Origin of the sequence: Scandinavium sp. M-37, from assembly GCF_043558715.1 — a bacterium.
Classification (GTDB): domain Bacteria; phylum Pseudomonadota; class Gammaproteobacteria; order Enterobacterales; family Enterobacteriaceae; genus Scandinavium; species Scandinavium vulneris_A.
This window is the reverse complement of record NZ_JBIGIN010000015.1, coordinates 1-15899: the sequence shown is the minus strand read 5'-3', so window position 1 is coordinate 15899 and position 15899 is coordinate 1. Positions and strand designations below refer to the sequence as shown.

Sequence of the window (15899 nt, the reverse complement as noted above, 5' to 3'; positions counted from 1 at the left end):
AAATAATTATCGATCGTCATCTCATTCAGCTAATGAATCTCTGGATTGTGCGGCTGCACGAATATGGATTACAATCATCCTAATGATAATGCAAAGGAATTCCTGAAGTAAAAAGGAACGAATGAAATTAAACTTCTTAAAATCAAAGATTTTGTTTTCTACTGGATCAACACAGCAGCGACCAGGGATGTCCCTTGAACAGGGGTGGGCGCAATGATTGTTACTCTCGATAAAGCCTGGAAAACCGAATTGTTATTCGTACCTGCCAAAAATGGCGGGGGTCAACTCATCGGTCTGGAAATAATCGCCAACTTTGTGGGCGTGGACGACGGGGTACGCACCCCGACCAGTCTGGTGACGGCGCGGCTTAGCGGCGAACAGGAAATTTCTCTGTTCCGTGAAAAACTCGCGATCCTGGAAAACTGTCAAATCTTTTTTATTCAGCAGAAAATCATTGCGTGGATTAATATAACCCCCGCAATTGCCATGGCGTTGTTAACACAAAAAGCCCTGGCAGATGAAGCCGCTCGGTTTTCCTTTTTGGAATTGACGGTTGAAGAAAACTTTCCCGAACTGAATGCGGTCGATCACAATCATTTGCTGGCTCAGTTAGCGAATCATTTTCCTTTGATACTTGCCAATTTTGGTGCCGGACACGCCTCAACGCAGGCCGTTTTTTTCGGGCTGTTTAAACGCATCATGCTGGATAAAAACTTTATTCAGCAGCAGGCGTTATTATTATCTTTTGATCCCTTTATGCGGGCGATCATCGCCCAGGTTCAGCCCTGCTGTAGTGCCATCATGGCCGCCGGGGTTGATAATCAGCAGATCCTCGAACGCCTTGAGCCATGGGGCTTGAGCGCTATGCAGGGCGCACTTTGGCCGGCCGTTGATATGGCCGCCTTAACCCGCCTGGTGCAGGAATAACCCTGCATCCTGCCCGTGTTTTTCCACTCGCACAGGCACTACACTACAGACAGGAGGAACCATGACCCTGTCTTTTATCCATCACTGGCGCGATGAGCTGCCAGATTTTTATACCGAACTGTCACCAACCCCGCTGACTCACGCGCGGCTGATATGGCATAACGCGCCGCTGGCCGAGAGCCTCGCGCTACCGCCTGCATTGTTCAGCCCTGAAAATGGCGCAGGCGTGTGGGGCGGGGAAGTGCTGCTCCCCGGTATGCAACCGCTGGCGCAGGTCTACAGCGGACACCAGTTTGGTGTCTGGGCCGGGCAGCTTGGCGACGGGCGCGGGATCTTGCTTGGCGAACAGCAACTGGCGGATGGCCGTCGCTACGACTGGCATCTGAAAGGTGCGGGCCTGACGCCGTATTCCCGCATGGGTGACGGCCGCGCTGTACTGCGTTCGACGCTGCGTGAAAGTCTGGCCTCCGAGGCGATGTTTGCCCTTGGCATCCCGACCACTCGCGCGCTATCGGTGGTCACCAGCGACACGCCGGTATACCGCGAAACGGTTGAGCAGGGCGCGATGCTGATGCGTCTGGCAGAAAGCCATGTCCGTTTCGGACACTTCGAACACTTTTATTACCGTCGTGAGCCAGAGAAGGTCCGTGAGCTGGCAGATTATGTGATTCGTCATCACTGGCCGCACCTGCTGGAAGATGTCGATCGGTACACTCTGTGGTTTCGTGACGTTGTCACAAAAACGGCGCAGATGATTGCTCGCTGGCAGACCGTCGGCTTTTGCCATGGGGTGATGAACACCGACAACATGTCGATTCTCGGGCTGACTATGGATTACGGTCCGTTTGGATTCCTCGACGATTATCAGCCGGGCTTCATCTGCAACCATTCGGATCATCAGGGCCGCTACAGCTTTGATAATCAGCCTGCGGCGGCGCTGTGGAATCTTCAGCGACTGGCACAATCGCTATCGCCGTTTATTGCGGTGGATGCGCTTAATGACGCCCTCGACGGCTATCAGGAAGCGCTGCTGGTGGAATACGGACAGCTAATGCGCCAAAAACTCGGTCTGTTCACTGAGCAGAAGGGCGATAATGAATTGCTCGACGGCCTGTTTGGCCTGATGGAGCGCGAAGGGAGTGATTACACCCGTACCTTCCGGATGCTGGGTGAAACCGAACAGCACAGCGCGGCATCGCCGTTGCGTGATGAGTTTATCGACAGGGCGGCGTTTGATGCGTGGTTCAGCGGCTATCGGGCGCGTTTGCAACAGGATCAGGTGGATGACGCGACTCGCCAGCAGAGCATGAAGCAGCACAACCCGGCGATCGTGCTGCGCAACTGGCTGGCACAGCGGGCGATAGAGCAGGCGGAACGCGGAGAGTACGAAGAGTTTATTCGTCTGCATGACGCGCTGCGTAACCCGTTTGCCGACTGCGGCAACGATTACGCCAGCCGCCCACCAGAGTGGGGCAAGCGGCTGGAAGTCAGCTGTTCGAGCTGAGGTTACGGGGCTAAAAAGACCTGTGGCGCCGGGCTGTCGGGGTGCTGACCGATATGCACCTCGGCACCGTACCAACGGCTCAGGGTATCGGCCTGCAGCACCTGCTGCGGGCTACCCTGGGCGACAATTTCGCCCTGATGCAACAGCAGCAGTTTATCTGCCCACAGTGCGGCGAGGTTCAAATCGTGTAGCACGGCGCAGACGTGAAGCTGACCCGTGGCGGTGAGCTGTTTAAGTAAGCGCAGCAGATGTTGCTGATGATACAAATCCAGTGCCGAGGTCGGTTCATCCAGAAACAACCAGCCCTGAGGTGCATCCTTCACCCATAGCTGTGCCAGGGCACGCGCCAGCTGAACCCGCTGCTGTTCTCCGCCGGAAAGGGTGTTGTATTTCCGCGCTGAAAGCGGCGTACAACCGGTGAGATCCATCACCTGTTTGACTACCCGATGGCTGTCGGCCTGTTCCCACGGCGCACGACCCATCGCGATCACCGCGTCAACCGGCCAGTCAAACCCAAGCTGAGTTTGTTGGCGCATTACCGCCCGATGGCGGGACAGCGCCTGTGCAGACCATTCGCAAAGGGATTTTCCGTGTAGCAGGCACTGCCCGTTGTCCGGCGGCAGATAGCCAGTCAGCACCCGCAGCAGGGTGGATTTTCCCGCGCCGTTAGGGCCAATCAGCGCCACCAGCTCACCGGGTTCAAGGCTGAGGTTGATATCACGCAGCACGGGCGAATAGCCGAGATCCAGGGCCTGTATGCGATTAGCCATGCCGGCCCCCTCGACGGAAAATCATCCATAAAAACCACGGCGCGCCCATCAGGCTGGTGAACAGCCCGACCGGCATCTCTGCCGGAGCAACCAGCGTGCGCGCCAGCGTATCGGCCACCAGCAGCAGAATGGCGCCGACCAACACCGAACCGGGGATCACCGCCCGATGGTCGGCCCCGAGCCACATTCGGAGCAAATGGGGGACTACCAGGCCGATGAAACCAATTACTCCGCTGACGGCCACTGCCGCCGCGACCAGCAGGGCGCTGCACAGCAACAGCCACCGTTGGATTTGCTGCACGTTGACGCCGAGGTAATGCGCTTCTTCATCCCCGAGCTGCAACAGATTCAGCGGTTTCGCCAGCCGCCAGATGATCGCCACCGTAGGCAGCATGATTGAGGCGGACACCAGCAGGGTTGACCATTGCGCCTGACCCAGGCTGCCCATTCCCCACAGCGAAAGCTGACGTAGCTGCGCGTCGTTACTCAACCACGACAGCACGCCCACCGCCGCGCCGCACAGGGCGTTGATAGCAATCCCGACCAGCAGCAGGCGCGATAATGAATTTTCATGGCGTTGGCTGAGAACAAAAATCACCATCGTCACCGCCAGGCTGCCGAGAAATGCCGCCAGCATCGGGGCGTAGAGCATGAACACCAGCGGTAGCGAGAGCGGTAAGACCACCCACAGCGCGACCGCCAGCGCCGCACCGCTGCTGATCCCCAGCAGACCCGGATCGGCCAGCGGGTTACGAAATAAGCCCTGCATCACGCAGCCCGCCAGCGCCAGCGACCCGCCAATGGTCAACGCCAGCAGCACGCGCGGCAGACGAATGGTGAACCAGATCTGGCGCAGTACGCTGTCGCCGTGCCAGAGCAAATCCAGCGGCAGCTTCAGCGCACCAAACGTGGTGGCGCCCAGTGTCAACAGCATCAGCAGCGCCAGCAGCGACCACAGAGAGCGGTAAACCCACGACGTCATCAGGGGAGTTGCTCCGCTTTATGGCGCAATTGCTGGATAGCCTCCGCGGTGCGGATGCTGAAACCGAGCAAGGCCATATCATCCACCAGCAAAACCTGTTTATTGCGCCCGGCAGGCGTTTGCGCCAGACCCGGAAGTTGCCACAGCCCGGCTTCACCGCCCATGCTCTTGACGCCGTCGGACGAAATCACCACCAAATCCGGCTGGCTGGCAATCACCCCTTCCTGCGAAAGCGGCTGATAGCGGTTAACACCCTGCATGGCATTTTGCAGACCCGCCGCCCGAATCGCCGCGTCCGCACCGGTTTGCTGTCCGGCGGCCATGGCACTCATGCCGCCGTGGCTCAAAATAAACAGCACCCGTTTATTGAGCTGCGTTTTCGGTAACGCCTCCCGCGCCTGTTTCAAACTCTTGCGAAGCTGTTCACCCTCGGCATCTTTATGCAGCGCCGCGGCAACGATACGGACTTTGTCATCAATCACCGACAAATCGTTACTGCCGGGAATGGTCACGACGGTCACGCCGTTTTGCGCCACCTGCTTTAGCGCTAGCGAAGGCTGTGCCTGCACGCTTGCCAGCACGGTAGTCGGCCGGGTGGCAAGAATGCCTTCGGCGTTCAACTGGCGCAGGTAGCCGACGTCCGGCAGCGTGAGCGCTTCAGGCGGCCACTGGCTGGTGCTGTCTCGCGCCACAAGGGCGCTTTGCGCCCCCAGGGCATAGACAATCTCGGTCACGTCGCCGCCAAGCGTCACCACTTTTTGTGCTGCCGCACCCGCCAGCAACGGCAGGATGGCTGTCAATGCGACGATGGCTCTCATGCGGCTAACCCTTTCGCCATCAGCGCTTCAATCTGTGCGCGCCACTGCGTTTGCTCCGGTTCGCCTTCGGTCCGCTGGCCGTACAACTGCGCAATCTGTGTCCCATCGGCGGCAAACAGTTCCAGGCTGGTGACGTGCCCATCGGCGGTCGGTTTACGGGTCACCCAGGTTTCGGCGATGGTGTCTTCCCGCAGATGCAGGGTAAACGCAGGGTTGAAGATGTTCAGCCAGCCCTTCATGGGAACCACTTTTTCGATCGGGCCAGTGAAAATCTGCACGCAGCCACGGTTGCCGACGAAGATCATAATCTCGTTGGCATCCTGATGGGCGCGGGTCAACAGACGGGCGACCGCATTGTTATCAACCTGACAGGCCAGATCGTCGCCGACCAGACGGAAAGCCTGCTGGCGGCTGAGATTGTGGCGCTTGAGCAGGGTGAAAAACTGATGCACATCGGTCATCGCCCGCCATTCGCCATCGAGTGTTTTTCCGTCAATTTCGCCGTGGGTAACGGGGGTGTCTGCTGCTTTCAGGTCGAGTGGCGGATTATCAGCATGGATAAAGCGGGTCAAAATATTGCCCCATGCGGTCATATCGGTGGCGTCAGTGGTGTAAACCTTCAGCAGCGCATCGCCCTGATGATCGAAGAACTGAATGCTCTGACGTTCCCCGTGGGCGCTGGTTTCACTAATGTGGAACATGCTGGCCCACTGGTTGAGGAACAGACGCAGATCCAGCGCACGCGGGTTCAGCACCAGCCCGGCGTGACCGCTGAGATGCTGGTTGGTGAAGGTGCCAGTCTGTTCGTGGACGGCATATTCGTTGCGGCAGATGCACTTCACGTCTCCGGCGGTTTCCAGCGCCGCCAGCACGTCCCGGATGGCGCCCTGTAAGCGCCAGGCATCGTGGCCTACGCGCGCCTGAGTCAGTTCAGCTTCGCTGATGTGCATCATCGCGGCGATCTCACGCGCGTATTTGCCAGGGTTTTCTTGTTTGAGGGCGAGCCAACGAGTGTAGAGAGTCATAGTTCTTTTCCTTGCAGATAAAATGCCCCGGCGAACCGGGGCCGGGCGATTACCACTGATAACTCACGAAAATTTTTCCATTACGGCCATCCTGCGGGATGCCCTGCGGCGAGGAGTATTGCTTGTCGAAGGCGTTGCCGAACACCAGTGAGGTGGTCAGGCCGCGCAACTGCTGTTGGCCCTGGTAGCTGACGTAAAAATCATTCACTCCATAGCCTGCCTGCGGCGTAGCGCTGATGCTCTTCGTATCGTCTGCGAAGGTCCCGACCCAGCCCACAGAGAACCCACTGTGCGCCACCGGCACATCGAGGCGAGAGGTGACGGTATCCGGGTTTATCGAGGTCAGCCAGTCGCCGGTATCGGTGTCTTTGCCACGGGTACGGTTGTACGCCAGGTCGAGGCTGAACAGGTCAGTGGTATATTTTGTCATCAGGTCCCAGCCCCAGATTTTGGCGTTAGGTACGTTGATGGAGGTGGTCGTGGCCGCCGCGAAATCAACCGAGGTGGTGATGTAATCTTTGGCGTTGGTGTCGAAGTAGCTGGCTTTAAACTCGAGGCCGTCGTTGGCCATCAGTAGAGAGTCAAAGCGCAGACCGAAACCGTACTCCTGCGTTTCGTTGGTTTCCGGGCGCAGATTCGGGTTTGGCACCCAGTAATTAGTGTAGAAACTGCCGATGGAGAAATGTTTAGAATCGTTATACATCTCGCCCATCGTCGGGGCGCGAAACGCCTGGGCGTAGGAGCCAAACAGCATTAACCAGTCGGTCGGGCTGATGGTCATGCCCGCCCGGGAAGACCATTTATCGGCGTCAACGTCGTCGTAACCGTCGCTACTGCCGCGATAGTTGTCGTAGCGTGTGCCGCCGAGCAGGGTGACGGGCAGGTCGCGCAGGGTAATTTCATCCTGTAACCAGCCCGAGCTGAAGTTGATGCGCGCGTCAGGGAAACCGGTCGTCATGCCGCCAGGATTTTGCTCCTGACGATAGTACTCGCCGCCGTAGGTCAGCAGGTGTGACGCGACGCTATCGGTGAACAGGCGGGTACGGTTCTCCGCCTTGGCACCTTTGGTGGTTTGCTTGCGGAATTCTCCGGAGCCGTCGAGGTTTTCCGCATTGATGCGTGCTTCTGACCAGTAGCCTGTCAGGTCAGCGTTCAGCCAGTCATTGCCTGCGGGCGCAATCTTATAGTTCACCTGCGCGTCACGCTGAATGGTCGAGCGATCGGTCATCGGGTTACTGCTGGCGGAGGCATCCGGCGTTTGTGGATTTTTCGGTTCCTGGGCGGCGTTGTTGTAGTAGCGTAAGGAGCCGGTCAGCGTCTGCGCCGGGTCGATTTTCCAACTGCCTTTGGCGAGGAAGTTGCTGATGCTTTCGTCGTTAGGTGCGGTGAAACCGTCGCTCTGCTTCAAATCACCGCGATCGCGGCTGGACCATGACACGATCCCGTCGAGGGTGTCGGTGCGACCAAAGGCACTGGCTCCCATACCCAGGCTGTGATCGCCTGTACCACCGGTGCCAAACACACGGTAGCCGCTGTTCTGACCGGAATAGAGTAAATCGGCCGCGTCAACGGTTTCATAAGAGATAACCCCGCCCAGCGCACCGCTGCCGTACAGCAGGGCCCCCGGGCCGCGCACCACTTCGATACGCTTGATCAATGCCGGGTCAAGGAAGGTACTGTTCAGGTGTCCGGTGTCGGTACCTTGGCGAATCCCGTCGACCATCACCAGTACGCCGCGGCGATCGTAGCCGCGCAGGTTGATGTCCTGGCCGTTGGTGCGACCGGTGCCATCCAGGGTGATGCCCGGCACCTGGCGCAGCATATCGGCTGCGGAGCTGGCGGTCTGGCTTTCAGGGGTCTCCGCGTCGATCACCGAGACCATCATTGGTGCCTCAAACGCGCTGCGCTCGTTCCCGGTGGCGGTGACGGTCATTTGTTCAGCGGCGGCAAGCGCCGGGGTGCTGATGGCGCCGAAAACAGCTAACGCAACCAGAGACGGGCGCAGCGATGCGCAATGCAGGTGTAGCATGCAACTCTCCATAAAGTGAAAAGCGCTGGCTGCCTCGGCATATGTCCTGGGTGGCTGGCGAAATGTTGTTGTGGTGTAAATCTATTATTTGGTGAGGATCAGTTTTCCGGCATGGGTCTGGCGCAGTAGGTACTGATGACCGTCATGCTCGATGATAACCCGGCCTTCCTTGCCGAGGAGGCTTTGGCTGCTCACTCGACGATCGGTAGGCTGCGGTGTCGGGGACGCTTTGCCGGGGGCGGTAGTGGTATCCAAAGATGTCATAATGTTAAAAATAGCAATCAAAGTAACAATGATAATCATTATCAACAAATCAAAAAACTCAGCAACCTTTTTTATGAAAAATAGGTGAGTGGAGCAAAAAAAAGGGTTATGTGACACGGGTATAGGTCGGGTGACAGGGCGCCACCCGACTGAAAAGCAGACTCAGAAGCGGGTATCAATGGCGGCGGAAAGTTTATCCAGCAGGATTTCGCTGTCTTCCCAGCTCAGGCACGGATCGGTAATCGACTGGCCGTACACCAGCGGCTGTCCGGCGACGATTTTCTGCGTACCTTCACGCAGGAAACTTTCAGCCATCACCCCGGCAATCGCGCTCGAACCGTTGCGGATCTGCTGGCAAATATCGTCACACACGTCGAGCTGACGGCGATGCTGTTTCTGGCAGTTGCCGTGGCTGAAATCGATCACCAGCTGCTCCGGCAGGTCAAATTCATGCAGCGTATCGCAGGCAGCCGCGATATCCGCCGCATGATAGTTCGGCTGTTTACCGCCGCGCATGATGATGTGCCCGTACGGATTACCGCTGGTTTGGTAAATGGTCATCTGACCGTTTTTATCCGGCGACAGGAACATATGGCTGGCGCGCGCAGCACGAATCGCATCCACCGCAATACGGGTGTTGCCGTCGGTGCCGTTTTTAAAGCCCACCGGGCAGGAGAGCGCCGAGGCCATTTCACGGTGGATCTGGCTTTCGGTGGTGCGGGCACCAATCGCGCCCCAGCTGATCAAATCGGCGATGAACTGACCGGTCACCATATCAAGGAATTCAGTGGCGGTGGGCACGCCCAGTTCGTTGACCTGCAACAGCAGTTTACGCGCCTGCTCGATACCGTGATTTACGCGATAGCTACCGTTCAGGTCCGGATCGGAGATCAGGCCTTTCCAGCCCACCACGGTGCGTGGTTTTTCAAAATAGGTGCGCATCACGATTTCCAGACGCGCCTGGTGCTTCTCACGCAGCGTCTGCAAACGGCGAGCGTAATCCATGGCCGCATCCAGGTCATGGATCGAGCACGGACCAATGACCACCAGCAGGCGGTTATCTTCACCGTTAAGAATTTTTTCAATGCGACGACGAGACGCGGTGACGTGGCTCGCGACCTCAGACGAGACAGGGTAGCGCTGCGCCAGCTCAGCGGGCGTTACCAGACTGTCGATGCGCGCCGAACGCAGTTCATCAGTTTTGTTCATTGTGACTCTCAGAATTGGGTGGCTTCTACGGCAGGAATACCGGAAGTGATGCGCATCACGATAAACCAATCCCCGATGAATTCAAGGTTGAAAACTTTTCAGTGACGTGATGCGCAATCATTGCAAAAGGATTCTAGCGTATTTTGCCATGTTGTACTAGTGTGTTAGTACATGCGACGGCTGAGACCCATAATGTCGAGGATTTTGGTGGCGATTTCTTCCACCGAATAGTTGGTGCTGTTCAGCCATGGGATCTGATTCTTGCGGTACAGCGCCTCAACTTCGGTAACTTCCATTCGACACTGGCGCATTGAGGCGTAGCGACTGTTTTCGCGGCGTTCTTCGCGAATGGCGGCGAGGCGTTCCGGATCAATCGTCAGGCCAAATAATTTGTGCTGCAACGGTTTCAGCGCGGCGGGCAGCACCAGGTTATCCATATCGTCGGCGATGAACGGATAGTTGGCCGCGCGGATGCCAAACTGCATCGCCAGATAGAGGCTGGTCGGGGTTTTGCCACAGCGTGAGACGCCGAGCAAAATCACCTGTGCCTGATCGAGATTTCGCAGTGAAATGCCGTCATCGTGCGCTAACGTGTAGTCAATGGCGGCGATACGGGCATCATATTTGGTGAGGTTGCCGGGGGTCAATCCGTGGGTACGATGGGCGATAGGCGTCGGGTCGAGTTTCAGTTCTTCCTGCAACGGCGCCACCAGCGCCTGCACGATATCCTGACAAAAGCCTTCGCTTTGCAAAATGATGGTGCGAATTTCGGGCAGAACGATGGAGTAGAACACCAGCGGGCGCACCCCGGATTGCTGATAGATGGCATCAATTTGTTCTTTTACTGCCTTCGCCCGGCCTTCGCTTTCAACAAACGGCAGAGTAATGCTGTTAACCGACACCGGGAATTGCGACATCACCGCGTGACCCAGCACCTCGGCGGTAATAGCGGTGCCATCTGAAATGTAAAATACGTGGCGATCGACATTTATATCCATTTTGACCATCCGGTAAGATTAAGTTAATTCGCTGAAGCCCATATTTATTTTAATCATATCCGCGTCGGTTTTGTCTTAAATTTAAAAATGAAAGGGTGTTTTTATTTTTAGTGAAAAGGGGTGTTCATTTTTCAGAGTGCAGGCTATAGACCGCCATTTTTTGTGGGATTTCCCATAAATCAGGGGGTTAAGGTCAGGAGGAGAACTGTCTTAAAAAGCAAAAAAATAATTTGCTTGAACGATTCACCGTTTTTTTAAGCGGGTTAATTATGACAGTATAAATAACGAAGCCGGTTCATTTCTGGCACTTTTCTTAAATATAGGAATTGTTTCGATGTCCAACAATAGCTCGTCACCGCTGGTGCTTTGGTACAACCAACTCGGCATGAATGATGTAGATAGCGTTGGGGGCAAAAATGCCTCCCTGGGTGAAATGATTACGAATCTGTCCGATTTGGGTGTGTCCGTGCCCAACGGGTTTGCTACCACGGCTGATGCCTTCAATCAGTTTCTCGACCAGAGCGGCGTTAATCAGCGCATTTATCACCTGCTGGATGAAACCGACATTGACGACGTGACCGCACTGGCAAAAGCCGGGGCGCAGATCCGTCAGTGGATCATCGATACACCGTTTACCCCGGAGTTGGAGAAAGCCATTCATCAGGCTTATGACCAGCTCTCTGCTGACGATGCCGACGCGTCGTTTGCCGTGCGTTCTTCCGCCACCGCTGAAGACATGCCGGATGCCTCGTTTGCCGGGCAGCAGGAGACCTTCCTCAACGTGCAGGGCTACGACGCCGTGCTGGTGGCGGTGAAGCATGTATACGCCTCACTGTTTAACGACCGGGCGATTTCTTACCGCGTGCATCAGGGCTATGACCACCGTGGTGTGGCGCTCTCTGCGGGCGTACAGCGGATGGTGCGTTCCGACCTCGCGTCTTCCGGAGTGATGTTCTCCATCGACACCGAATCCGGCTTTGACCAGGTGGTGTTTATCACCTCCGCTTTCGGTCTGGGCGAAATGGTGGTGCAGGGCGCGGTCAACCCGGACGAATTTTACGTCCACAAACCGACGCTGGAGAAAGGTCGCCCGTCGATTGTGCGCCGTACCATGGGCTCGAAAAAGATTCGTATGGTGTATGCGCCGACCCAGGAACATGGCAAACAAGTCCGCATTGAAGATGTCCCGCAGGCTGACCGCGATCGCTTCTCGTTGACCGACGACGAAGTGCAGGAGTTGGCGAAGCAGGCGGTGCAGATTGAGAAACACTATGGCCGCCCGATGGACATCGAGTGGGCGAAAGACGGTCATACCGGGAAACTGTTTATCGTACAGGCGCGTCCTGAAACGGTCCGTTCCCGTGGTCAGGTGATGGAGCGTTACACCCTGCATTCACAGGGCAAAATTATTGCCGAAGGCCGCGCTATCGGCCATCGCATTGGCGCAGGCCCGGTGAAGGTTATCCACGACATCAGCGAAATGAATCGCATACAACCGGGTGACGTGCTGGTGACCGACATGACCGACCCGGACTGGGAACCGATCATGAAAAAAGCGGCGGCGATTGTTACCAACCGTGGCGGACGTACCTGCCATGCGGCGATTATCGCGCGTGAACTGGGGATCCCGGCGGTCGTAGGTTGCGGGGATGCTACCGAGCGCATGAAAGATGACGAAAAAGTCACCGTCTCCTGCGCCGAAGGCGATACCGGCTACGTTTATGCAGAAATGCTCGACTTTAGCGTGAAAAGTTCCAGCGTCGATACCATGCCGGATCTGCCGCTCAAAATCATGATGAACGTCGGTAACCCGGACAGGGCCTTCGACTTTGCCTGCCTGCCAAATGAGGGCGTCGGGCTGGCACGTCTGGAATTCATCATCAACCGTATGATTGGCGTGCATCCGCGCGCGCTGCTGGAGTTTGATGCCCAGGAGCCGAAGCTGCAGAACGAAATTCGCGAAATGATGAAGGGCTACGACTCGCCGAAAGAGTTCTACGTGGGGCGCCTCACCGAAGGGATCGCCACCCTTGGTGCGGCGTTTTATCCGAAACGCGTGATTGTGCGTCTCTCTGACTTCAAATCCAACGAATACGCCAACCTGGTGGGCGGTGAACGCTACGAACCGGAAGAAGAGAACCCAATGCTCGGTTTCCGTGGTGCAGGACGCTACGTGGCCGACAGCTTCCGCGATTGCTTCGCGCTGGAATGCGATGCAGTGAAACGCGTGCGTAATGAGATGGATTTGACCAACGTGGAAATCATGATCCCGTTCGTGCGCACCGTGGACCAGGCGAAAGCGGTGATTGATGAGCTGTCGCGTCAGGGGCTGAAACGAGGCGAAAATGGTCTCAAAATCATCATGATGTGTGAGATCCCGTCCAACGCACTGTTGGCGGAACAATTCCTCGAATACTTTGACGGCTTCTCAATCGGTTCGAACGACATGACCCAGCTCACGTTGGGTCTGGACAGGGATTCCGGGGTAGTCTCTGAGCTGTTCGATGAACGCAACGAGGCGGTGAAAGCACTGCTGTCGATGTCGATTCGCGCGGCGAAGAAGCAGGGCAAATACGTCGGTATCTGCGGCCAGGGGCCTTCAGATCACGAAGATTTTGCCGCATGGCTGATGGAGGAAGGGATCGACAGTCTGTCGCTGAACCCGGACACCGTGGTGCAAACCTGGTTGAGCCTTGCCGAACTGCGTAAATAACCTTCTTTCCTGATGAAAAATCCCTGGCATCTGGCCGGGGATTTTTTTTGCGTTACATTCTTTCCCGAGCCGCTTCACAAAATTGAAACAAAACGAAAAAACGTAACTTCGCTGTGAATTTCGACAATTGTCGCCCTCCGTCTGCTTCTCAATACTGCCTCTTAACGAAATGACCTTAACGGAGGGGAAGTTGATGACCGCACTGTATAAGGATGCCCAGCGTCCAGTAGCTGAACGCGTGGCTGATTTACTGGCGAGGATGACGCCGGAAGAAAAATTTGCCCAGATGCATGCGTACTGGCTGGTGCTGAGCGAAACCGGGGAGCACCGCGAACGCAGCGACATGAGTGATGAGTTTGCGGGTGTTTCAGAACAGACCGCGCTGACTGAGCGCCTAAAGCTCGGAGTAGGGCAAATCACGCGCCCGCTCGGGACGCACATTGTCGAGGCGAAAACCGGCGTGCGCGCGGCGAATCGTCTGCAGAAGATGCTGATGGAAGAGACCCGGCTCGGCATTCCGGCGCTGTTTCATGAAGAATGTCTGGTCGGGCTGCTGTGTAAAGAGGCCACGCTGTTTCCGTCGCCGCTCAATTACGGCTCGACATGGGATCCTGACCTGATTCGTCAGGCAGCCCGTTGCATTGGAACAGAAGCGCGGATGACGGGCTGCCATCAGGGGTTGGCCCCGGTGCTGGATGTGTCACGCGATGTGCGCTGGGGACGCACAGAAGAAACCTTCGGGGAAGACTCGTGGCTGGTGGGGGTAATGGCCTGCGCCTACGTTGAGGGGTTACAAGGCGAAAAGCGCGACCTGCTGGCAACATTGAAACACTACGTTGGCCACTCCTTCAGCGAAGGGGCAAGGAATCACGCCCCGGTGCATCTTGGTTTCTGCGAACTGAACGATACCTTCCTGCTACCGTTTGAAATGGCGGTCAAGCTCGCCAACGCGGGTTCAGTCATGCCAGCCTATCACGACATCGATAACCAACCTGGTCACAGTGACGCATTCCTGATGACGGAGATCCTGCGCGAACGCTGGGGCTTCGACGGCATTATCGTGGCGGATTATGGCGGAATCAGCCTCCTGCATCAGCATCACGGTGTGTCGCACGATGCAGCAGAGTCGGCCGCGCTGGCGTTTAACGCCGGACTGGACGTCGAATTGCCGAAAGACGACTGTGCGCGTCATTTGGCTGAGGCAGTGGCGCGTGGGCTGATATCAATGCAGAAAATTGATGAGATCGTGGCGCGGACGCTGACCGAGAAATTCCGCCTTGGGCTGTTTGAAAAACCGTATGCCGATGAACAGGCTATCGAGTTACAAAGTGCCGCCACTCGCCAGGCGGCGCGCGAGGTGGCGACGCGTTCGCTGACCCTGCTGGAAAACAACGGCGTATTACCGCTGCAAGGCAAGCCACGCGTGGCGGTGATTGGCCCGACGGCAGACGACCCGTTGGCGCTGTTGAGCGGCTACAGTTTCCCGGTGCATCTGATCATCAGCGATATGCTGGAGCAAACCTCGCAGGTCACAACCCCGCTGGCGGCACTGCGTCAGACGCTGGGCGAGCCGTTGGTCCGTCATGCCAAAGGCTGCCATATCATCGAGAAACGCACGGCGGGTGCCCCGGTATTTCCTGGCGACACCAGCGGCAAACCGCTCCAGCAGTCACCGGTCAGTCTCGATACCTCGCTGATCCCCGAGGCGCTGCGGGTGGCGGAAGAGAGCGAGGTGATTGTTGCCTGCGTCGGCGATTTAGCCGGGTTGTTCCAGAGCGGTACGGTAGGCGAAGGCTCGGATACTGATTCGCTGAATTTACCGGGTGTGCAACAGCAATTGCTCGAGGCGCTGGTGGCAACCGGCAAACCGGTGGTAGTGGTGATGACCGGCGGGCGACCGTACAACCTGCAAGGGCTGGAAGATAAGGTGGCGGCGTTGCTGATGGCCTGGGCTCCGGGGCAGGAAGGCGGCTGGGCGATTGCCGATGTGCTGACCGGGCGGGCTGAACCGCAGGGGCGGCTGGTGGTCAGCGTGCCGAAAAGCGCCGGAGCGATGCCGTATTACTACAACCACAAGCTAAAAAGTGGCGGCACACCTTTCGCGTTCCATTTCGGCAGTCGCTATCCGTTTGGCTACGGCAAAAGCTGGACCGAATTCGAATGGCACTCTCTAACGCTGTTAACGCCGGAGGTGGCAATGGATGGCGATATTGCGGTGAGCATTACCCTGACCAACGTCGGCGAACGTAGCGGGAGTGAAGTGGTGCAGCTCTACGTGCACGATAAAGTGGCCTCAATGGCGCGTCCGATTAAAGAGCTGAAAGCTTTCCAGCGTGTGGCACTGGAGCCGGGGGCATCAGCCACCCTCACGTTCCACGTACCTGTCGATATGCTGAACTTCACCGACCGCAGTGGGGATCGCATCGTCGAGCCGGGTGAGTTCGCGTTGATGGTCGGTGCCTCGTCGGGCGACATACATGACACCGTAACCGTTACGGTGCGTGGCACCCCGCGCATATTGCCTCAATACTGGCAGATGATGAGCCGCTGTGAGGTAAAAAAAGGATAAAAAAAAGGTTCATCGCGCCTTACCGGGGAACGCTGCTTTTATCTTCATAAAAAAGTAGTCGTTATCCCGGTATCCGTATGCCATTCGTTTT

Annotated in this window: 12 protein-coding genes; 4 read left to right on the top strand and 8 right to left on the bottom strand. The window is 56.9% G+C overall.

The features are described 5' to 3' along the window. Positions 1 to 213: 213 nt before the first annotated feature. Both ACG0Z5_RS12435 and selO read left to right on the top strand, forming a co-directional pair. Positions 214 to 927, top strand: coding sequence for an EAL domain-containing protein (locus ACG0Z5_RS12435; protein ID WP_394447770.1), 714 nt, complete (start codon positions 214 to 216; stop codon positions 925 to 927). 61 nt (positions 928 to 988) lie between these two features. Further along, positions 989 to 2431, top strand: a complete 1443-nt coding sequence (selO, locus tag ACG0Z5_RS12430) for a protein adenylyltransferase SelO (protein ID WP_394447768.1) — start codon at positions 989 to 991, stop codon at positions 2429 to 2431. 2 nt (positions 2432 to 2433) lie between these two features. Here the strand turns inward: selO and ACG0Z5_RS12425 are convergent, their stop codons facing one another. The 8 genes from ACG0Z5_RS12425 to ACG0Z5_RS12390 all read right to left on the bottom strand — a co-directional run bounded on the left by ACG0Z5_RS12425 (position 2434) and on the right by ACG0Z5_RS12390 (position 10526). Next, positions 2434 to 3180, bottom strand: a complete 747-nt coding sequence (locus tag ACG0Z5_RS12425; protein WP_405050562.1) for a heme ABC transporter ATP-binding protein — start codon at positions 3178 to 3180, stop codon at positions 2434 to 2436. 13 nt (positions 3181 to 3193) lie between these two features. Next, the gene (locus tag ACG0Z5_RS12420) at positions 3194 to 4183 is read right to left on the bottom strand and encodes a FecCD family ABC transporter permease (RefSeq protein WP_394447763.1); all 990 of its coding nucleotides are present in this window, start codon (positions 4181 to 4183) and stop codon (positions 3194 to 3196) included. Beyond that, positions 4183 to 5001 (bottom strand): hemin ABC transporter substrate-binding protein, encoded by an 819-nt coding sequence (locus ACG0Z5_RS12415; RefSeq protein ID WP_394447761.1) that lies wholly within the window; start codon positions 4999 to 5001, stop codon positions 4183 to 4185. The genes ACG0Z5_RS12420 and ACG0Z5_RS12415 overlap by 1 nt, the downstream gene beginning before the upstream one ends. Continuing rightward, positions 4998 to 6026 carry a hemin-degrading factor gene (locus tag ACG0Z5_RS12410; protein ID WP_394447758.1) on the bottom strand — a complete coding sequence of 343 codons (1029 nt, stop codon included), beginning with the start codon at positions 6024 to 6026 and terminating at the stop codon, positions 4998 to 5000. Before ACG0Z5_RS12410 ends, ACG0Z5_RS12415 begins: the two co-directional genes overlap by 4 nt. Before the next feature lie 49 nt (positions 6027 to 6075). Further along, positions 6076 to 8055: a TonB-dependent hemoglobin/transferrin/lactoferrin family receptor gene (locus tag ACG0Z5_RS12405; RefSeq protein ID WP_394447755.1), complete on the bottom strand. Its 1980-nt coding sequence runs from the start codon at positions 8053 to 8055 to the stop codon at positions 6076 to 6078. 84 nt (positions 8056 to 8139) lie between these two features. Continuing rightward, positions 8140 to 8358, bottom strand: coding sequence for a hemin uptake protein HemP (gene hemP, locus ACG0Z5_RS12400; RefSeq protein ID WP_319786448.1), 219 nt, complete (start codon positions 8356 to 8358; stop codon positions 8140 to 8142). Between the two features lie 123 nt (positions 8359 to 8481). Further along, positions 8482 to 9528 carry a 3-deoxy-7-phosphoheptulonate synthase AroH gene (aroH, locus tag ACG0Z5_RS12395; protein ID WP_394447752.1) on the bottom strand — a complete coding sequence of 349 codons (1047 nt, stop codon included), beginning with the start codon at positions 9526 to 9528 and terminating at the stop codon, positions 8482 to 8484. Between the two features lie 164 nt (positions 9529 to 9692). Next, entirely contained in the window at positions 9693 to 10526 is an 834-nt protein-coding gene (locus ACG0Z5_RS12390; protein ID WP_319627497.1) for a pyruvate, water dikinase regulatory protein, read from the bottom strand. A 334-nt stretch (positions 10527 to 10860) separates the two neighbouring features. Between ACG0Z5_RS12390 and ppsA the strand changes: the two genes are divergently transcribed. Together ppsA and ACG0Z5_RS12380 are read left to right on the top strand one after the other, a co-directional pair. Next, positions 10861 to 13239 carry a phosphoenolpyruvate synthase gene (gene ppsA / locus ACG0Z5_RS12385; protein ID WP_394447749.1) on the top strand — a complete coding sequence of 793 codons (2379 nt, stop codon included), beginning with the start codon at positions 10861 to 10863 and terminating at the stop codon, positions 13237 to 13239. A 193-nt stretch (positions 13240 to 13432) separates the two neighbouring features. Then, positions 13433 to 15808, top strand: a complete 2376-nt coding sequence (locus ACG0Z5_RS12380) for a glycoside hydrolase family 3 N-terminal domain-containing protein (protein ID WP_394447746.1) — start codon at positions 13433 to 13435, stop codon at positions 15806 to 15808. Positions 15809 to 15899: the final 91 nt, after the last annotated feature.